We start from the raw sequence: 19,799 nt of genomic DNA on the forward strand, positions 1-19,799 counted from the left end.
TTCAGTTAAAGTGAAACATCTATATCAAAAATATCGCTAATCTCTTCTGCTAAGGCACTGTGATCCGCCTGTGCCAAATTCATCATTTGATCAGGATCATCAAGTAAAGTCAGGCTAAGTGAGTCAACTTTATAGCGATAGATACGAATTGCAGCCCATGCAGACATAAGACCCAAAGACAAAATTTTAACGATCCAATTGGTACCAACAATCCATGCAAAACGCCATTGATTACAGTCTGTGGCAAATTTACTGTTCCCAATCACAGTATTATTCCACGTGGTGATAAAAATACGCGCACTCATCAATGGGAAAACAAACAAACCGCCCACGATATAAGCCACCCCTAACACCCCTGCAAATACTTCAGGACGAGAAAGACTACCCAAGACGCCACCAATCATGGCAGCGACCAAAATAATGCCTATAAACATAAAGGTTGGAATATAGACCGCACGCATATAATCAGGCCAATCTGCTTGTAATTTAAACTTTAGCTGTCCTGCGTATAAATGATCGATGCAATAACGCTTATATAACCAAATCAGCACAGGATAAAATAACCCCAAACTGATAATGTAAATTGCAATACATTTTAAGAATACTTTGTAGGCTTCTTTACTTGTCCCTGCAAAATAAAAACGGCTATTGGCATATTTACTATTACGTGCCGTAAAGCGCAGTGTGGCACGAATCAACCAAGGCACGGCAAGATAAAGAACAATAAAACCAATCAAGGTTGCCGTTAACGAATATTGCGAAATTGCCGAAATTGCTCCATAAATTCCCAGTGCAATCAAACGTCCAATCAGAATTTTTTTCGGTACACCTGTAAAATCAAAACGTCGTCTAAAAAATTCAGTATTACCATAAAAGTAACGTAAACGGCGTACTTTCGCCCAAGGCGCATACAAGCTGAGCGTCACAATGGTCAGTAAAATATTTACAATCCAAATACCAAAATACTCCATCGCATCGCCATGAAATTTAAAACGGCGTACTTGAGAAAATGCTGGTGTTGGTACATTATTTTCAGATGGAAGCTCTGAGCTTTTGGTCAGGCTGAGACTTCCCTGACCTGAAAATGGTGGTGGTGTTTGTTCTTGCATCGTTTTCTCTTATTTTTAATATGTCAGTATCATCAAGATAATTCGGCAACAATATGTTTTCAATGTTAACAAAATCAGTGTATAGCGTTTTTTAATTAAAATAAATAGCAGATATTTTGTTCGAGTCATGATCCTTACAATCAATGACTCGACATTTTTTAATTACTTTTGTAATTGTGTGGCATGAAACTGCAAATGCTCATCCATAAAAGTTTGAATAAAGAAATAACCATGATCATAGCCATTCTGCATACGTAAAGTAAGTTTTTGTCCAACTTGATGACATGCACGTTGTAAGGCTTCAGGATGCAATTGACTATAAAATTGGTCATTTGTCCCTTGGTCAATGAGCACTTCAGTAAATAATGCGCCTTTGGCTAAAATTAATTGTGTTGCATCATGCTTTGCCCATTCAGCTTGGTCATGACCTAAATAATTTGAAAATGCTTTTTCCCCCCAAGGACATGCACTGGGTGCACAAATGGGTGCAAAAGCCGAAACCGATTTAAATTTTTCAGGATATTTCCACGCCAAAGTTAATGCACCATGCCCGCCCATAGAATGCCCAAAAATCCCAATTTTTTGCTTTAAAATCGGTAGTTTTTGTAACAATAAGGGATACAACTCTTCAAGCAAAAAAGCTTCCATTTGAAAGTGTTCTGCCCAAGGTTGTTGTGTTGCATTCAGATAAAATCCAGCACCTTGCCCAATGTCCCATGAATCCCCCTGCTGAACATCCTCACCACGTGGTGAGGTATCTGGGGTGATTAAGATTAAGCCCAATTGTGCAGCTAAACGCTGTGCATGTGCTTTAATAACAAACGTTTCTTCGTTACAAGTTAAACCCGCTAAATAAATTAAAGCAGGACATTTCTGCGTGGTCGCTTGTGGCGGTATAAATACCCCAAATTTACTTGGATGCTTTAAGTATTTCGAATCTGTTTGATAGATGCGTTGCTCACCCTCAAAACATTTATTTTTTTGTAATAATTCCATGGCGTATTCCCTACTGTGCGGCAACGGCAAGCGTTTGTGCTGCTTTATCGTCTGTTGATTTCACAGGTGTTGAACTCACAGCAGAAGTCACATTTTGTCGTGGAAATAAATGCTGTTCTAACTGCGGCAAGACCAATTCAATATTTTTTCCCATCACCCATTGTGGCTCAGAAGGTTCAAAACCTTGTGCACTTTCCCATTTTGCCACAGTTTCAGCAGCTTGCTGAAATGCCGCTTTCAATGAGGTTTGTTCACGCATCGCCTGATCAAAGAACGCGCGTCCAAAATAGGTGTAATCCGCTTCATTTGAACACCCAAATGAAGCACGATCTGCGGCAGAAGCCGTAATAATTAAAGTGTCTGGTGCTTGTAGTGCAGGAATAAAACTCCCTGAATAGCACGCTGAAATCACAATCACTTTCCAACGAATGCCTGATTTATCTAAAGTATCACGTAACCATTTAGGATCAACATCATTTAAATCAAGTGGGTCATTTTCCATTTCAAACTGATTTTGCAAACCATGTGAAGTCATATATAAAAATAAAACATCACTTTCACGATTCATTTGCTGACCGATACGGCGCAATGCAAGCTCCATACTGGTTTTAGATGCCAATGGAACAGTTGTACGTGTTTCAGGGTTATTAATCAGTTCAATCGAGCGTCCAAAAGTACCAAAACGTGTATCAAATTGCTCTTTAATTCGTTCAATTTCATATTTAAAAACATCTTGATAACTGACACCCGCGACACCCAAGAAATACCAATGTGTCTCAGCAAATTCACCATATTGAATTTGTTCTAATGCTTTATTTAACAGATTACTTTGCGCATAAAATGCATTTTCTGCAAAAGTAGGTGGAACTTCTTCAACTTTCCAAATCGGTTGATCTTGAATTGAGGTCTGCCAAACGACTAATGTAAACAATGTCGCTGAAATAATCAGCGCACGTTCCCACCAAGGCCATTGCAACTCACGTGCAAAAACCCAAACCACCGCCAAACTTTGCCAAACAAAAAGTACCATGAATATGATGGGCAAATAGTCATAGGTGAAATTAGGCAGATAGTCGAGTGAACCTAAAAACTGAATAAAACTTTGCAAAAATGCAATATGTGTATCTAAGACCAACCACAACAAGGCAGGCACAAGCATCAAACGAGGATTTTCCGTCCGCTGAGACAAAAAAATCCCAACAATTAACGCAATAAACGGCCATAGCGCATAACTAATTAGACCTTGCCGATTAAAAACGCCGCTCTCGCCTGCCACCAGCCAGCTAAATAATGTATTCGCACAACCACCCAAAATGCCCCAAAAAATAAGCTGTAAAATGGATGGTCGAACTATTTGTAATGCCTTACGAGACCCTAGAAACAACCAAAGTCCTGCACGTTGATTACTTTTTAAATCATGCCAAAAATTAATGGAAGGTTTGAGGTCTATCATAAAGATTCTGTAATTGCGGGTGGCTTAAATCAGCATAGCTAGTTTATGCTTGCTTAAAATATTATCAATGTATAATACGACTATATAACAATTTTTTGATGTTTTTTGAAACAGTTACCAAACTCCTTATAAGCTATCCGTTAAAATAGGCATCAAAGCGGCACGCATCTCCTTGCCATTGATGATCAGGTTGCTGGTCATTCAAAAAAACGGCGAGCCTTGGTCTTTTTACCACAACACGCTTCGCAATTACTTGAGCTAAGACTAAAAGACGATCACCTAAATCCATTTCACCCTCTTCAGGCAATAACATGTGCAGCAATTGCATTTGTTTTTTCACTTGTGCTTGTTTCTTTACTGCTTGTTGATTTTGATCTCGTTGGGGGAACATTGGGTCTAAATACACCACATCAACGCTATTATTTTCATCAATACACTGTTGCAGATATGTATTAGAGTCTGAAAATACCAATTGAATTCTACTCACCACAGGCGCAAGAAATGGATCAGATTCACCCTGATTTTTTGCATCTTCTAATAAAGTAAATAAAATTGGATGACGCTCAATCAAAGTGACTGTTGCACCTAAGTGTGCCATGAGCAATGTATCGTGTCCTAAACCTGCTGTTGCATCAATCAGGTTAGGTTTTTCTGAAAGATTACATGCGCGAGCAATCATTTCAGATTTTAAACTCGCACGTTTGAGTCGTGGAATTTCTGCTTTCCAATCGGGCTGCATTTTCATGCCATTGGCAGATAAACTTAAGCCTAAATCATCCACACACAAGGCTAACTCAGGATGCAATCTTAAAAAACGTGCATTGATTTTTTCAACAATTTCAATATGAACAACCACTCCACGTAAAGAAAGCACAGACTGATAAGACTGTGCTTTCTCTAAAAATGTGGATTCTGTAAATAAGCGAATTTCGCTTACCATAATTTCCAACCTGTAAATGCAAACAATAAAATTAACAAACCTGATGCAATACGATACCAAGCAAATACCATCAAATCACGTTTTGCCACATAAGCAACGAGTACGCGAATACAGATCAATGCTGCAACGAAAGACACCACGAGACCAACAAAAAATACTGTCCAGTCTTGGCTTGTTTGATAAATCTGATGATTTTTTAATAGATCAAGTACACCCGCACCAACAAGTACAGGAATCCCTAAGAAGAATGAAAACTCAGTTGCAGCTTTACGTGAAACTCCGAGAATCATACCGCCAACAAGTGTTGCACCTGATCGTGACGTTCCCGGAATCAAAGCCAAGACTTGAATCAAACCAATATAAATGGCTTGTTTAATGGAAATATCTTCCACTTCTGGTGCATCCATTTTAGGCGGATTTTTTTCAACCCACCAAATGATTAAACCACCAACAATTAAACCAATTGCAACTGAAACATCATTAAACAATAATGCCTTAATGGTATCACCGAAGGTCAACCCAACAATCATAATTGGAATAGAAGCTAAAATTAAACTGATCCCAAGATGACGACCTTTAGGCTCACCAGAGAATAATCCTACTGCTGCACCCCATAATTTGCCCCAATATTCATAAATAACAGCAATAATTGCTCCCATTTGAATTGCAACGACAAATAAATCACTTTTTTCTTTCGTCCAGAAGTTCATCAATTCTGATGCCAGAATTAAATGCCCTGTACTTGAAATCGGAAGGAATTCTGTGATCCCTTCAACAATCCCCATAATGGCTGCTTTTAAGAGCAGTAAAAGATCCATATTCAATCCTAAAAATTAAGGTTTACCTTGTTCTGGAATTTTTTTCCATGCGTCATCACGCAAATAAACAGGCAATGCCAATTCAGCACTCAACCAATGTTTTTGTTGCGCTTGTTGCCGTGCAATTGTTGCAATATCTTCAGCATTTGCAATCACACCTTGGAACTCTATTGCATCATCCTTAACTAAAGATGAACCAGAACCCACTAAGGTAAATTTTTGATACTCAGAAGCTTGCTGATAATCTAGTAATTTTTCTTCATCTACAAGTTGCATAATGTTATTTTCATCTAAACGAAAACTTGCCATATACACTTCTTTCATACGTGCATCTAATACCGCAGATACTTCAGTTAAACCATGAAAGCGATAAGCTGCCTGTGCCAAAGCTTGTAAAGTAGACACAGGAATCACAGGAATATCATTTGCCCAAGCCAATGCTTGTGTCACTGCTGCATTAATTCGTACACCGCTAAATGAGCCTGGACCACGACTAAAAGCAATTGCAGTCAAATCAGCGTTTTGTATTTGAGTTTGCTCAAAACCTTGCTCAATCATGGGCAAAATGGTTTGAGTTTGTGCTTTCGCTCGCGTATCAAGTTGAAAAAAAAGTGTTTTTGTTTCATCAACAATTGAAACGGAACACTGCTCATTGGCAGTTTCCAATGCCAGCAATTTCATGCACAACCTAATCAGTCTTAAAAATGTTGACTATGATACTCCACTCATGTCATTCATGCGACTATTTCCCATCACATTCCGACATGCAAAATACACAAATGCCAAGGATCAACTTGGCTAAAATGAGCTTAAAAATTCAAATTAAAAATGCACTTCTTCTAAATCTATAAAATTTTGAAAATGCTCAGCATAATGCATTGCACTCATTTTCAAACGCACTTCAGCTTGTGCATCCAAGGTTTTAACCACACGTGCAGGCGAACCAACCACCAAAGAATTATCAGGAATTACTTTACCTTCAGGAACCAATGCATTTGCTCCCACAATGCAATTTTTCCCAATCACTGCATGATTCAAAACCACAGCATTAATACCAATGAGGCTATTATCACCAATAGTACAACCATGTAGCATGGCTTGATGTCCAATTGTGACATACTCTCCTACCGTGAGTTCAATCCCTGCATCTGTATGTAACACAGCATTTTCTTGCACATTGCTAAAGTTCCCAATATGAATTTTAGCATTATCAGCACGAACCACCGCCCCAAACCAAACACTGACTCTTTGTCCAAGTTCCACTTGACCAATCACAGTTGCATTATCAGCAATCCAACCATCAAATGGCACTTGCAACGCTTTTGGTGAATGTCCTTTAAATTTATACATCATGGTGAATCTTCCTATGCCGATGCGTTTGTCTTAAAATTCTATTTTTTATTCATCATTTTGGAATGAAAGTTTGGCGAATTTAATAAAAATGGCCAATTTTTTTGATAGTCCAAACCATATTGAAATAATGATATTAAAATACGGGCAGTTAAGCCCCAAATGATCTCATTTTCAACTCTTAAACTCGGAAAATAAACCGACTGATGCGCCAAACGTACTTCATATGGGATGGGTTGAGATTCCATTAATTTTTTCAGCGGTGCATAAAAAATACGATCAATCTCAGTGGGTTGTGCAATTAAATTGATATCAGGTGGAATTAAACCCACCACAGGCTTAACCGTCATTCCGTTACGTGCCCGCTCCATGGGTAAATCACCGAGCAAAGTCACTTGAAAAGGGCTCAAAGCTGTTTCTTCCCATGCTTCACGTAAAGCCACCACGATATTACTGGTATCATTTGGATCCCGTTTTCCACCCGGGAAAGATACCTCACCTGCATGATTATTTAAATATACAGAACGGCGGGTTAATAAAATTTTAGGATCTTTTTCATGGGTAATGGCGATTAACACAGCAGCTTGAGCAGGATACGTCCTTTTTGCAAAACGTAATCGTTGTTGCAATACCTGTGTTAATAATTGCTCCTGCATAATCCCTCACTTGGCTGTTTTTGTTATTTTTACATCATATATGAAATTTTATACAGAAGGCTATAAATGATGCGAAAGTACTAAAATTCAGTTATGCTGAGTTATCTTTTTATTTCAATCAAGCCTATGCATTTTTGTACAGCCTGTGGACATACAACAATAGATAAAATTCCCTTGGGTGATCATCAAGTCAGAAAGGTCTGTACCCATTGTGGTACGATTCATTATGTCAATCCAAAAGTGATTTGTGGTGCACTCGCCCTTTGGGAAAATAAAGTGCTCTTGTGTCGTAGAGCAATTGAACCACGCTATGGTTTATGGACACTTCCTGCTGGTTATATGGAATTGTTTGAAACCATGGAACAAGGTGCAGCACGCGAAACACGTGAAGAATCTGAAGCTGAGATTGACATTGAACAGCTCTATTGTATGTACAATATCCCGCGAATTGGGCAAATCTATGTCTTATTCAAAGGCAATATCATTGATGGACAATTTGGTGCAGGTGAAGAAACCATCGAGAGCCGTTTGTTTGAAGAAAAAGATATTCCGTGGAATGAACTCGCCTTTCCAAGTGTAGAACGGACTTTACGCCACTATTTTGCAGATCGTCAAAACAATGTATTCCCAACGCATTTAGAAACTTTAGGCACACGCTTAGACCATACAGGCTAATGATATAAATAATCTTAAAATATAAAAAACCATCTTTAAAGATGGTTTTTTATTTCAAATCATAGATTGATTATTGCTTAGTTTGGTGGTGTTTCAAAAAGTATGCTGACATTAAATGAAGCCATTATTGATGTAAAAAAAGGTTAAGTCGAAAGCTTTAAAATGGTTTTCAATCTTTTTTGAAAAATTACAACTCCTTCTAAAACCGCGCCTAATTCGATGCCTTATTTTGCAATTATTACCTTCAATACCTACAGTAAAAAATTTACCAATACTTTGCTTGCAGTTTTTAAAAGCAGTTATGAAACTGTCCCAATGATCACTTGCAATTCGGGTGTAGTGAATACCTAATTGTTTAAGCTTTGCCTTCAATCGTTGAACTGTAGCTAAGTCTCTTTTACCCCAAACATAAGCAACAATCTCACCTGTTTCTCGATGGTAGGCGTAAATAAGCCATTGTTTATTATTTTTATTTCCCACAAAAGTCCAAAACTCATCAACTTCAAGAGACTCATAATGACTTTGTTTAGGCTGAATTTGGTAGGTCGATTCGGTTAAAGTACGTAAAACTTTACCGATACTGATTCGCTCAACTTCAGCGATATCTCGTATACCACTACCTCTGACCATCAACTGTAATATTTTTCGAGTAATGCCTGAATGACATCCTAGATAGCTCAGAGCATGGTCACCAATAAACTGACGTTTACAGTCTTTGCACTGATAGTTTTGTTTCCCATCTACTTTGATGCCATTTTTCTTTATACTGTCACTGAGGCAGGTTGGACATTTGATTTCTAGAGTTATTCGCATTTCTCTATTTTATCAAAATTCAACCTGCTTTGTTTCAGCATACTTTTTGAAACACCACCCTTAGTTTTAATTTGATAGCAGCTTGGTAATTCAACTTGTAAGCTACCAAAAGTGCGTTTTGCCAACGCTTTTTGCGCATCATTTACTTTATCTTTATTGGCTGCATTATAGATAGTTTGATACACAGCTTGCATATTTGCCCATTGTGCTTCAATCGCCTGATTACCATTCCAACCAGTAATATTAATACCGCGAGCGGTGGTTCCATCAACCAATAAGTTTTGTAAATTTAAACGCACACCACCCGGTACTAATGTATTTTCATCTGTAATCGATGCTCCCGGCAAATAAATAATTGCATCATTTAACCCGACCAATGCACCATCAATATTACCAAAGATTGGATTCGCTAAAATCATACGAATGGTAATCGACTTATCTGGAACAGTCGTGGTGTAGTTTGCCGCACCTGTAGTCCCAATTCGATATTGCTGCACACCATCATCATCTTTATAAGTTGATGGATTGATATTATTACATTTATCAGAAGTCAAATTATTTGCTGTAGGATTTGCCCCGATATTGGTACGAATATCACCATTTTCATCAATTACAATCCCTAATTTCACAGGTGCGACGCTCTTATCCTCAAAGTTAAAGATAATATTTGCGTACAATGGGAAAATATATTTCTGCCCTTTTTTCACCGTATTTACTGTACGGAAAACTTTATTAGTTAAATAAGTTGCAGGATTAGATTTATAGATATCAATAGTACCTGTAAAGTTTTCACTCCCTTGTGTTTGGCGCCATTCGCCATACACGGTTTTATCAGTAGGTGCTTTATCTATACGTAAAATTCGCTTGTACATATCTGCTGTACCCGCAATATTAGTTCCATTGACTAGAGTACCTTGTACCAGCTGTAAATTATCAGTTGTACTATTCGCAGCTTTGAAAATAAATGGTTGAGTAATTTTATTATTAAATTCATTCAGTAATGCATCTTGTGCATCTGCATTTAATTTCTTCGGTTCAACTTGTGTCAAAAGTGCATATTTTAATAATGATTCACTACCTGTTGGTAACGAATCCTTCACTGTAGGAACACCCATCCACTGTATTGTATAGCCTGTACTATAGCCATCACGCGTCGTGAGTAAGTACATATTGGCAATGGTTTCCTTTTTACTATTACTTGTACTCTTACCACTAAAACCACGAATATCAATGTTTACTTTCTCATTCGTAAAATATAAGAAATTTGTAGTGTAAATACCGACCTGATTTTGTTTAATTAAACGTGCTGCGGCTTGTTGTGCCGATGCCTCTGTAATCGTAGAAGCATCTAACCATGGTTTAATGAGAGCAAGATACGTCCCATCCTTAAAGTTTTGTGCAGTCACATCTGACTGAATATTTTTTAAATCTTCTTTTAAATCTTTTGATAATGTCACAGGCTGAATATCACCTTCAACAGCATCTATATCTTGCTGAATTCCTGCAGCTTGCAAGATACGAACCAATGCCGTTAAGACTCTAAAGGTTTCATCATTACCATTTGCACTGCTAATGCCTTTTCCTGTTAAACCACTTGCCATGTCCATCAAGCTAATTTGCGCAGGCTGACCATTCACCTTTAATGGACGAATCTTCGCTAAATCCACAGTACCTAATTCAATTTTTCGAGCAGATTGTGCACCTTGAATATAGAAATTTATTTTATCGCCAGATGGACAAGCACCCATTGCCACACTACTCACGATTTCAGTGACAAAATGATTGTTCTTATCGCTACTACAATCAAAATTTAAACCTGCAACAGGATAATCCACCACAAAAGATTGACATTTGTTATCAACCATATCTTCACAACCATTGGTTGAGGTTGTAACACCTTTATTTGGGTCTTCGTGAATCGTAGCACTTTCACCACCCCCACATGCCGTTAGTGCAGCCATTAAGCCTGTTAAAGCAAAGGGTAATATTATGTTCTTGTTCATGGTTGACGATCCTTACTGAATAACACTCAGTTTAATTTGTCCTTGATTTGTTAATTCATGATTTTGAATATCAATCGCTTGCGAAAGAGGTGTCATAAATAAATAATGTGCTGAATCTGGTTTCTTGAGCACACCTTCAAGCGATGCATAATGTGTTGAACTTTCATTTTGTTCTTCATTCTTAAATCCACTCACACCTTCAACTACACAACCTTTTTCATCTAAAAATACCGCTAAAGGCCAGTAGTAACTTGGTTTTTTCTGTGAAGAAGCAAAAGAGGAAAACAAAATATTTTGAATCGCGGGGTCTAATTTCACCACTTCATAAGAAAAGTTTTCCTTAATCGGTGCAACTGGGAAAAAACTCACTTCTTGATTCTTCATGGACATTGTTTTGGCTTTATCCATTTTTTTACCTGTAAAACATGCTTGTTCTAACGTTTTTACAACTTCTTCTTTAGGTAAACGATAATATGTTGTCGCGAGTACAATTGGCTTATGCTCTAAAGGCTTAGGCTGTCGAATACGATCAAGTAAACTTTTACTCAACCCTTTTTGCCGCTCAACCGTTTCAAAACGTCCTCCTGTCATCCCCCCTGTTTCAGGCATGACATAAAAGCGTTTTTTGCCTTCTAAATTAAATTCACGCTCTTCCAAATATTCATTATTGACATATTGAACACCGTCAATTTCAGTAATATTACGATTCGGATTTGCGCTCTCTTCAACTTTTTTTAGATCATCTACTGTTTTTGTACCTTGCTGTACCACTTGTTTTGGAACTAAAACGGTTGTTGCCTTTTCAGAAACAGGACTTGCTATTATTGTTTCGGATGCCTCTCTTTGCTGAGGTGAAGGTTGAGTTTGTGTTTTCTGCTTAATTTGGCTTGGCATCATTTCAACGGATTGGAGCGGCTCTTGTTGCGTAACTGCAACTGGTGATAACACAATATGAGAATTTGGAGCACGCCCGTTATTTTGCAAAACAACCTCTGGTTTTTCTATAACCTGTGCAGGCTGTATCGGTTGTACAGTAAGCGTAGGTGAAACAATTTGAGTTTGCGTTTGGGGCACTATTTGTGGTGTCTGCACTACCGTAGCATTATTTTTTTGCTCAACCTGAACTTTTATTTTTTCCTTTTTTTCAGTTTCAATCGGTTTTTGGACCACCATAGGTCGTCCATCAGGTCCGATAATCGTATAGAAATTAGCAGCATAAGTGACAGGAACAATACTCATTGCTAAAAATATTAAAGTTAATCTCATACTGCTATTCCCTTATTCTGCAATGACCTTACCATCTTGTTCTATAGTTCAAACCTAAAATGGTCACTTTCGTATTGGTTTTTACATTTAATCCTGCATAAGGGTTTAAAATCAGATTATCTACCCCACATGCATTTGACATCGAGCTTGAGCATGCAGGAATATTGTCTCGGCTACGCAAAAAACCCACAGATAAATCGATATCAGTATCTTCATCAAAACGATACCCTAAGCCTAAACCAAACAATTGCGCATTATTAATTGGCACTAAACTATTACGCTTATCATCTGGAATTGCACTTGCACGTGGCTCATAACCTGCTCGAAGCTTCAAACGATCTGTTGCTGAATATTCAACACCAACTCCCCAACTCCATGGTGATTTAAAGCCTAAAGGCACAGATAATGAACTATCCGAAACTTCATTCGACAATAATTTTGCAATTTTAAGTGCAGAGATTTGGCGGTCAAACTCAAATTGGAATTTCTCCCACGCTTTAAAATCAGTCCAACCTAGATCAAAGTTCACTTGTAAGTCAGGTAATACTTTATATTTAATACCCGCTTGGAAATGTGCAGGATATTCTAAATCCATCGCAATCAAGCCTGATTCAGTTGGTGGAATATAGCCTGGGAAACCTAAAATTGCTGCTAAAATTTGTCCCGTTGCAGATGAGTTCAACCCTTTAATTAACTCTCTCGGTGCATTGGCAGTATCAATAAAATACTTTCCTTTCATCCGCATTTTAGCTGCGCTTTGATAGACCATCCCGAAGCCAAATTCTTCAGTTGGCTCCCAAAGCATACCTAAGTTATAACTTGGACTTAAACTTTGTTCTAATGAAACTTCCATTGCAGCAAACTTATTAAATGGACTGACCGCTTCATTTGCATTACATAGACCAAATAAAAGTAGGTCAGTAATCACATTAGAGTTTTCTCTAAAAGGTGCGCAAACAGCTTCATCCACCATACGCAATACCCCGACCATTTCATTCGGGAAACGTAAATCAGTTTTTAAAGCAACCGCATTATATGACATCCCAATCGACGCCCCAATCGACAGCTCATCATTAACTTCATACGCAATCGAAGGCGACAAATAGGTAATACGCTCAATGGCAACTTGCTGTCCCATAAAGTTTCCAGGATTGCCATTTTCTGAACCAAAACCCGCCACCATAGGTGCATAAACGGCTGTTGCGTATGTTAATTTTGAACCTGGTGGATTATAAGAGACGCCTCCCGTAGGTGCTAAAACAGGCCAACCTGGACCTAAGTCCACCACCTTTTTTAAAATTGGGACATATAAACTTGCATATTCAACATCACCACTCACTGACCCTTTATAATCTGTACATAAATTTGACGGATTATCAGGTGCATCATTACAAATTAAGGGGTCATCAGAATAACCAAAAACGTTATAACCATCTGGCGCAGAAAATTCTTTTTGTATATCAAAGTTCGCAACAATCCCTTGAACATCCGTTTGCAAACCTTTTAACTTTGTCAATGCAGCAGGGTTAAAGTGAATTGCACTAATCCCTGGTGGATCCGCAGTGACTGCATTTCCCATAGATAAAGAACGAATATCAACAGATAAGTTTAAACCTAAATGTGCAAAGACTTGTGTTGAACAACCCGTTAAAAAAATAGCAGTCACTAACGGGCGTAAGCGTGGGTATTTCATACCAGCTCTCCATTAGCTTGCTTTTTTCTTACCAAAACCTAAAATATCAAGTGGGAATGATAAACCTAAAGAAATGTCAGGTGAATCTTCCGTTAAACCAATTCCTAAAGTACCATTCACAATCGTTTCAGGCGATACACGTACCCCTAATGCAATTGAAAACATACCACTTGATTGATCAGCGGCTTTATAAGACTCGCCGTTTGTATATGTAAATGATGTATTTGTATTAAAGGTTTGCTGATATGACATGGTCATCGAGACATCATAGTTAAATGAATAAGCAAAACCAAATGAGAAGCCACCTGTAATACCTGGTTCAAACTCATCTAAAATACGAGGGCCTGCATCACCACCACCACGGACTTGATTTAGACCTGTCTCTTTAAAACCATAATTTCCTGAAATTGAAGCAAATAATACCACTGGATCGATATATTTACGGGTACTTGCACCAACACCTACAGAGTAATAACCTTTACCTGTAGACAAATCAGTGGTTGGATTAATTTCGTATGGACTATCACCCGTTTTGGTCGAAACATTACCAAATAAAATAAGAGGCAAACGCCCTGCTTTTAATGGGAAAGGCTCCCAACGTGCCCCTAAATTAATATCCCCCAAACCAGCTGCTGTTGTATCTTTAATATTATCCGACTTTGCAACGAAAGGAAGAGAAGCACTAAAAGTTAAATTATCCAATACACCATACTGCGCAGTAAAGGTATTGGTAATGGTATGACTCGCATCTTCATCCACACGTAGTTGATACAAATCACCATCATTCATTGCAGCATTGATTTGTTGATCACGATAATAAGAATAATCTAAATCATAAAACGCTGAAAATTCACCTTTTTTAATCAAAGAATATTGGCGTTCATTCGAGGTAAATACTTCTTGTAAATTGGTTTCTTGTGTTGCATCACCTTCTTTTTGCTGTAAAGCACTTGCAGCTTGCGAACCAGCAGGCGGCACTAAGGATGGCGTTGCGTCTTTATCAACTTCTACAGCGGATTGAGATGTGGCTTCGACTGCTACAGGCTCAGCAGCTGTAGTATTTGCTGCATCTACTGTAGCATCAGATTCATCTACGACTTGACCGACATTTTGAGCGGCTTCAGTTGTATCTGTGACCTTTTCTGAAGTTTCCGCAGCATATACTCCACCAATCGCAAGTTGAATACTAACGGCTAGTAAAGTTCGTCTCATCCAATGATTATTCATTTTATTCCTACCTAAAAGTGTGATTATTCGATTTTTTCTAATCTGCTTTTACTTACGTTTATAATATAGTCGCATGAATGATGTAATTGGCTGACCTTTGGTATCTGAATTATCACCACGGTCAATTACTCGACGCATCGTAGATGCTTTATCTGCAATTTTATTAATATAATCATACGAATACTGTGCATCAACCAAAGCATATCTATTAATTGTTGCATCCTCAACATGCCTTAAATCCGCATCTTGTAGTGCTAAAAATTCCTTTTGTTGATCTTTGGGAACATTAATTAAGAATAATGTATTATTTTCCCAAATTTCTTTAAAACGCTCTTGATCGAAACTGATATTCCCTAAAGCAGGATCAGCAACGTAAACACGCCCATTCCTATATGCTTTAAAAACCACGAAATGTTTAAAGCCCGCATAAGAAATCGGGACAATTGCCGGTTGGTGTTGCTTCACTAAATCAGAAAACTCGCCCCTATAATCACCACTTTCAAAACCAATAGCAGTCACAAAACGCTTCATATCGAGCAATGAAAAGCTGCGGCGCTCAATAATACGATTATATTCACCATAGCGCAATAAACCTTCCATGGTCTGCTGCTCAGTCAAACTCGTTCCTACATAACCATTTAATAATGTGGTTAAGGCTGCAGAACCACAACTATAATCATAGGCTTGACGTACAATGCCTCTAAATTGATTCTCTAAAGCAGGTTTAATTTGAACCATCTCACGATGATTTCGAGAGAAGGAAGCATTACGAGGATCAGCAAGCTCTGTATAATACACAGCATCAGTAGGTTTTTCTTTAATGTCTAATGCATGGCTGGCAAAATAGTAAATTAGTGCCGAACGGCTTTGTTGCACAAAGATTTGAAATGCAAAGCGCCCCTAATTGAGCCAAATTTAAGGCGTAACTTGGGTAAGTGGTCGACCTAATTCCGTAAATCTGTTGAGGACTGCTACACGTGCATGAATCTCATTCACCTGACTAGGAAAGCTTCTTGCCATTAATTTATCGCCTAATAATTTGATGCAATGCATCTTGGTTTCCACCAAACTGCGGCGATGATAGCCTGACCATTTTTTCCATAGTGTCCTGCCTAAACGTTTAACTGTTCGAAGTAATTCATTTCGCGCTAGCGAGCTACTCTTTGTATCTTTCCATGGTTTCGCATTTTTTCTAGGTGGAATCACTGCATGCGCTTGCCGATCTGCAATGACCTGACGGCATTGCTTGGTGTCATAAGCTCCATCGGTATAAACAGAGTCAATCTGCTCATCTTGTGGAATTTGATCGAGTAAATCACCAAGCACTTGTGAATCACTCACATTATTTGTAGTGAGTTGAATAGCGCGTATTTGAAGGGTTTTAGCATCTATACCAATATGAAGTTTACGCCATTGGCGACGATATTCAGGTCCATGTTTCTTGCGTTTCCATTCGCCCTCACCTAGAAACTTCATGCCTGTAGAGTCTATGAGTAGATGCAGCCCATCGCTACTTTTTTGGTAGCTGATTGCAATATCAATATGCTTTTGTCTTCTACAAAGCGTACTGTAATCTGGTGCGGTCCAATTTAATCCACAAAGTTTAATCAGACTTTGCACAAAGCCAGTGACCATACGTAAAGATAGACGGAATAAGGATTTAATCATTAAGCAGCATTGGATAGCTGCGTCGGAGTAGGTTTGATTTCGCCCTTGTTTGCCTTTTGATGGAGCATACCATTGCGTAGCAGGATCAAACCAAATGGCAATATTTCCGCGACTCATGAGTGCTCGGTTATATGCGGGCCAATTGGTTGTACGGTAGATTTTGTGTGTAGGCTTCTTCATTTGAAAATTATATCGCTGAAAAAGCCTTTACAGATAGGTTTGTGCAACAAAGCCCACTGCCGCTAACAGTGGGCTTATTCATTTGAGAATTATAATATTGAATAAGCCTTTAACCGTAGGTTTGTGCAACAAAGCCGTGCCGAACCTAAAGTAATCTCTAACATATTTTTGAACTGTTCAAGTATCGGCAATAAACTGCCCGAAGTGTTAATTTTATTTTTAGAGTGAACACTCTACTTCCATGTACCTTTAAGATACCTGTTTTTTCAGAAAAAGATAGCTTTTTTTTACTTTTGTTTGATTTTGCCATTTGAATAAAAAAACGCGTGATATTCACGCGTCTTTTTTCAAATCAGATCAACTTAGTGACCAGAGATTTTGATTACAGCACCAACACCAGCACTGTTCGTAATTTTCATACCAGAGATTGCAACATCACCAATTGAACCAGAACCGGTACCTGTACCTAGAGTTGCTGGATTACCACCTGTAGGTGCAACAAATCCAGTACCACCACCTAATACAACTTGTTTGATATAAATATCTGTACCTGTTGCATTTTTAAGTGCAGTGATTGCTAAACCTTCTGGCTTAACAGCGACATCTGCATCCATCGCAAGATCAGTACTACCATTGTCATTAACTTTAATACCACCTAGTGAAATGTAACCACCAGCAGCAGCATCTTTAATTGCCAAGTTATTAATTGACAAACCACCTGTCATAGAACCATTCAATTTAATCATCGCACCTTGAGGTGTGTTACCTAACTGAATGTTTGCACTTAATTTACCCGTAGTTAAAGATAAACCACTTAAAATTTCCGCAGAAGCTGTACCTACTTTATAAGCACCAGCAGTACCAGTAGCATCATTTACTTCAATTTTACCTAAAGAAATATTCAAACCACCAACGTTAGCAGCAACATTTAAGAAAGGTTTTGCAGGTGTACCAGTACCACCATCTGTATCAATAACAAGATCAGCTAAGTTACCTGTTGTTAATGCTGATGTAGCACTTTTCGTTAACACTACATTATTTAAAGTAATTGCGCCTGTTTTACCAGCTGTAGTTGTTGGAGGTGTACCTGCAGTTGTTGGTAAGCCATCACCATCAAAAACATGAAGTTTTGCAATATCAACTTTAGAAATATCAATACCAATCGAAATACCGTCTTGACCTGTTGCAGCGCTTAATGCAGCATCATCCATCGCTTGCATTGCCATTGCATTTGAACTTACAGCTACAGCAGAAACTAAAGCAACTTTAGTAAATAATTTCATTTGTACTCTCCCAAGAGCATTTTTTTTCATTTTTAACCACTCGCCGCAGTCTCACGTTGTTTTTATTTTTTTACAACAGAAACTTTCTTCCTTGAGTAGTCCGATTTGCTCTATTAAATTAACCTTATGTTATTTTTTGTTCAATAGTTGTCTGCTAAAAAGTTAAAGTTCCCGATAAGCGGTATTTTTGTGACCGAGTGTACAAAAAATATCGTATAATCTCATTAACCGTTTTATTAGTTGACAAGATGCTAACTCAATCTATTTTCTGCAAAAATTTAGATATCACAGATTTAACACCCGCTGTTATTTTACAAAAACTGAATGATCTATTGGGTTGTGTTTATCTAGAAAATAATCATCAACCTATCATTGCCGTTTTACCTGTTCAGTATGTTATAAAACAAGCGGGACAATATAGCATTTATGAACGAATCACTCATTTTGAGTACCTTCTCACAGGTAGTATTTTAAATATTAAAAACTTTATCAATTTTAAAAATATAAATACAAACTCATCTGATAACAAACAATTTAATGGCGGATATATTGGATTTATTGATTATAATTTATCCGCCCAACTTCATATTAATAATCAATTAAAATCACAGCCAAATTTATTTTTAGGTCAATATGAAAGTTATTTAAAATACATTCAGGGAAAATGGATTTTTTATAGTTCCGAAGAAAATGCAGCACATATTTTTGACATTATTCAAGCTAAATTAAACTCTCAGCAAAAACATATTCATGCATTTAAATTAATGCAGAGCTGCCAAGAAAGATGGTCAAAACAACAATATAATCAAAATTTTAATAAGATACATGATTATATTAAAGCAGGTGATTGTTATCAAATTAATCTTACACAAGAGTTTAAAGCTAAAGCTCAAGGTCGTTTAATTGATACAGCTGATCATTTTTGGACATTAACTCATGCACCTTATTCTGGTTATTTAAAAATCAATGAGTTTGAATTATTAAGTTGTTCACCTGAATTATTTATTGATTTTGAATCCCATCGAAAAATCATAACTAAACCCATTAAAGGTACGATGCCACGCTATGATGATCCAATATTAGACGAACAATCAAAAAACACCTTAATACATTCACAAAAAGATCAGGCTGAAAATGTCATGATTGTCGATTTATTGCGTAATGATCTAAGTGTTTATGCTGAAACAGGTACAGTAAAAACCCCTAAACTGTTTAATATTGAATCTTTTAATCAAGTGCACCATATGGTCAGTGAAGTCACTGCAACCTTAAAAAATGATGTTAATCCCTTTGATATGTTGCTATCTGCGCTTCCAGGAGGGTCCATTACAGGAGCCCCTAAAATTCGTGCCATGCAAATCATTGAAGAACTCGAAGGTGCACCACGTGGGGCATATTGTGGTTCAATGGGTTATTTTAATTTTGATGGCACAGGCTCTTGGAACATCTTGATTCGTACAGTTCAAAAATTTCAAGAAGATGTGTCTTTATGGGCAGGCGGTGGCATCACAATCGCATCCGATTGTGATGCTGAATATCAGGAATGTTTTGATAAAGTGTCTGCGATGCTCGATCTACTGAATACATGGTATACACCTGAATCTTAAAATAAAAAAGCGAATCCTAGGATTCGCTTTTTTGCAATAAAAGTTTTAGGAAGCTTTAAACT

General features: G+C 37.7%; 18 protein-coding genes. 2 read left to right on the plus strand and 16 right to left on the minus strand.

Annotation, left to right across the window (positions count from 1 at the left end; genetic code table 11):
• Window positions 1–5 precede the first annotated feature (5 nt).
• The 8 genes from G0028_RS14965 to G0028_RS15000 form a co-directional block, all read right to left on the minus strand.
• Window positions 6–1,109, minus strand: coding sequence for a YjgN family protein (locus G0028_RS14965; protein WP_180045838.1), 1,104 nt, complete (start codon window positions 1,107–1,109; stop codon window positions 6–8).
• A gap of 162 nt (window positions 1,110–1,271) precedes the next feature.
• Window positions 1,272–2,105: an S-formylglutathione hydrolase gene (gene fghA, locus G0028_RS14970; protein ID WP_180045840.1), complete on the minus strand. Its 834-nt coding sequence runs from the start codon at window positions 2,103–2,105 to the stop codon at window positions 1,272–1,274.
• Between the two features lie 10 nt (window positions 2,106–2,115).
• Window positions 2,116–3,558, minus strand: coding sequence for a C13 family peptidase (locus G0028_RS14975; protein WP_130075065.1), 1,443 nt, complete (start codon window positions 3,556–3,558; stop codon window positions 2,116–2,118).
• 133 nt (window positions 3,559–3,691) lie between these two features.
• Entirely contained in the window at window positions 3,692–4,498 is an 807-nt protein-coding gene (locus G0028_RS14980; protein ID WP_180045842.1) for a class I SAM-dependent methyltransferase, read from the minus strand.
• Window positions 4,492–5,316 carry an undecaprenyl-diphosphate phosphatase gene (locus G0028_RS14985; RefSeq protein ID WP_130075063.1) on the minus strand — a complete coding sequence of 275 codons (825 nt, stop codon included), beginning with the start codon at window positions 5,314–5,316 and terminating at the stop codon, window positions 4,492–4,494. The genes G0028_RS14980 and G0028_RS14985 overlap by 7 nt, the downstream gene beginning before the upstream one ends.
• Before the next feature lie 15 nt (window positions 5,317–5,331).
• Entirely contained in the window at window positions 5,332–5,997 is a 666-nt protein-coding gene (gene tsaB, locus G0028_RS14990) for a tRNA (adenosine(37)-N6)-threonylcarbamoyltransferase complex dimerization subunit type 1 TsaB (protein WP_174492137.1), read from the minus strand.
• A gap of 141 nt (window positions 5,998–6,138) precedes the next feature.
• Entirely contained in the window at window positions 6,139–6,669 is a 531-nt protein-coding gene (locus G0028_RS14995) for a gamma carbonic anhydrase family protein (RefSeq protein ID WP_180045844.1), read from the minus strand.
• Between the two features lie 38 nt (window positions 6,670–6,707).
• Window positions 6,708–7,322 carry a CoA pyrophosphatase gene (locus tag G0028_RS15000; protein WP_180045846.1) on the minus strand — a complete coding sequence of 205 codons (615 nt, stop codon included), beginning with the start codon at window positions 7,320–7,322 and terminating at the stop codon, window positions 6,708–6,710.
• A gap of 126 nt (window positions 7,323–7,448) precedes the next feature.
• Here G0028_RS15000 and G0028_RS15005 point away from each other — a divergent pair, with 126 nt between their 5' ends.
• Complete coding sequence (locus tag G0028_RS15005) at window positions 7,449–7,997, plus strand: NUDIX hydrolase (protein WP_130075106.1); 549 nt, start codon at window positions 7,449–7,451, stop codon at window positions 7,995–7,997.
• 111 nt (window positions 7,998–8,108) lie between these two features.
• Here the strand turns inward: G0028_RS15005 and G0028_RS15010 are convergent, their stop codons facing one another.
• The 8 genes from G0028_RS15010 to G0028_RS15045 all read right to left on the minus strand — a co-directional run bounded on the left by G0028_RS15010 (window position 8,109) and on the right by G0028_RS15045 (window position 18,130).
• Complete coding sequence (locus G0028_RS15010) at window positions 8,109–8,810, minus strand: IS1-like element ISPa14 family transposase (protein ID WP_015586042.1); 702 nt, start codon at window positions 8,808–8,810, stop codon at window positions 8,109–8,111.
• Window positions 8,801–10,813, minus strand: coding sequence for a hypothetical protein (locus G0028_RS15015; protein ID WP_227554737.1), 2,013 nt, complete (start codon window positions 10,811–10,813; stop codon window positions 8,801–8,803). Before G0028_RS15015 ends, G0028_RS15010 begins: the two co-directional genes overlap by 10 nt.
• A 12-nt stretch (window positions 10,814–10,825) precedes the next feature.
• Window positions 10,826–12,079 carry a putative pilus assembly protein FilE gene (gene filE, locus G0028_RS15020; protein WP_180045850.1) on the minus strand — a complete coding sequence of 418 codons (1,254 nt, stop codon included), beginning with the start codon at window positions 12,077–12,079 and terminating at the stop codon, window positions 10,826–10,828.
• 28 nt (window positions 12,080–12,107) lie between these two features.
• On the minus strand, window positions 12,108–13,772 hold the full coding sequence (locus G0028_RS15025) for an OmpP1/FadL family transporter (RefSeq protein ID WP_130075057.1): 1,665 nt from the start codon (window positions 13,770–13,772) through the stop codon (window positions 12,108–12,110).
• A gap of 12 nt (window positions 13,773–13,784) precedes the next feature.
• Window positions 13,785–14,999, minus strand: a complete 1,215-nt coding sequence (locus G0028_RS15030) for a hypothetical protein (RefSeq protein WP_180045852.1) — start codon at window positions 14,997–14,999, stop codon at window positions 13,785–13,787.
• A 48-nt stretch (window positions 15,000–15,047) separates the two neighbouring features.
• A complete protein-coding gene (locus tag G0028_RS15035) occupies window positions 15,048–15,875 on the minus strand; it encodes a C39 family peptidase (RefSeq protein WP_227554738.1) in 828 nt (275 codons plus the stop codon).
• A gap of 39 nt (window positions 15,876–15,914) precedes the next feature.
• Window positions 15,915–16,847 carry an IS5-like element IS17 family transposase gene (locus G0028_RS15040; RefSeq protein ID WP_174894013.1) on the minus strand — a complete coding sequence of 311 codons (933 nt, stop codon included), beginning with the start codon at window positions 16,845–16,847 and terminating at the stop codon, window positions 15,915–15,917.
• Between the two features lie 362 nt (window positions 16,848–17,209).
• Window positions 17,210–18,130 (minus strand): DUF6160 family protein, encoded by a 921-nt coding sequence (locus G0028_RS15045; RefSeq protein WP_180047535.1) that lies wholly within the window; start codon window positions 18,128–18,130, stop codon window positions 17,210–17,212.
• Between the two features lie 248 nt (window positions 18,131–18,378).
• Between G0028_RS15045 and G0028_RS15050 the strand changes: the two genes are divergently transcribed.
• On the plus strand, window positions 18,379–19,737 hold the full coding sequence (locus tag G0028_RS15050; protein ID WP_180047536.1) for an anthranilate synthase component I family protein: 1,359 nt from the start codon (window positions 18,379–18,381) through the stop codon (window positions 19,735–19,737).
• The last annotated feature ends 62 nt before the right edge of the window (window positions 19,738–19,799 follow it).

The organism is Acinetobacter piscicola (genome assembly GCF_015218165.1).
In the GTDB taxonomy this organism is placed as follows: Bacteria; Pseudomonadota; Gammaproteobacteria; order Pseudomonadales; family Moraxellaceae; genus Acinetobacter; species Acinetobacter piscicola_A.

Coding starts and splice junctions, on each gene's coding strand:
- G0028_RS14975 (WP_130075065.1), bottom strand. CDS start 3,558: ATGATAGACCTCAAACCTTCCATTAATTTTTGGCATGATTTAAAAAGT.
- G0028_RS15045 (WP_180047535.1), bottom strand. CDS start 18,130: ATGAAATTATTTACTAAAGTTGCTTTAGTTTCTGCTGTAGCTGTAAGT.
- G0028_RS14995 (WP_180045844.1), bottom strand. CDS start 6,669: ATGATGTATAAATTTAAAGGACATTCACCAAAAGCGTTGCAAGTGCCA.
- G0028_RS14985 (WP_130075063.1), bottom strand. CDS start 5,316: ATGGATCTTTTACTGCTCTTAAAAGCAGCCATTATGGGGATTGTTGAA.
- G0028_RS15040 (WP_174894013.1), bottom strand. CDS start 16,847: ATGAAGAAGCCTACACACAAAATCTACCGTACAACCAATTGGCCCGCA.
- G0028_RS15030 (WP_180045852.1), bottom strand. CDS start 14,999: ATGAATAATCATTGGATGAGACGAACTTTACTAGCCGTTAGTATTCAA.
- fghA (WP_180045840.1), bottom strand. CDS start 2,105: ATGGAATTATTACAAAAAAATAAATGTTTTGAGGGTGAGCAACGCATC.
- G0028_RS15015 (WP_227554737.1), bottom strand. CDS start 10,813: ATGAACAAGAACATAATATTACCCTTTGCTTTAACAGGCTTAATGGCT.
- tsaB (WP_174492137.1), bottom strand. CDS start 5,997: ATGAAATTGCTGGCATTGGAAACTGCCAATGAGCAGTGTTCCGTTTCA.
- G0028_RS15025 (WP_130075057.1), bottom strand. CDS start 13,772: ATGAAATACCCACGCTTACGCCCGTTAGTGACTGCTATTTTTTTAACG.
- G0028_RS15005 (WP_130075106.1), top strand. CDS start 7,449: ATGCATTTTTGTACAGCCTGTGGACATACAACAATAGATAAAATTCCC.
- G0028_RS14980 (WP_180045842.1), bottom strand. CDS start 4,498: ATGGTAAGCGAAATTCGCTTATTTACAGAATCCACATTTTTAGAGAAA.
- G0028_RS15050 (WP_180047536.1), top strand. CDS start 18,379: ATGCTAACTCAATCTATTTTCTGCAAAAATTTAGATATCACAGATTTA.
- G0028_RS14965 (WP_180045838.1), bottom strand. CDS start 1,109: ATGCAAGAACAAACACCACCACCATTTTCAGGTCAGGGAAGTCTCAGC.
- G0028_RS15010 (WP_015586042.1), bottom strand. CDS start 8,810: ATGCGAATAACTCTAGAAATCAAATGTCCAACCTGCCTCAGTGACAGT.
- G0028_RS15000 (WP_180045846.1), bottom strand. CDS start 7,322: ATGCAGGAGCAATTATTAACACAGGTATTGCAACAACGATTACGTTTT.
- filE (WP_180045850.1), bottom strand. CDS start 12,079: ATGAGATTAACTTTAATATTTTTAGCAATGAGTATTGTTCCTGTCACT.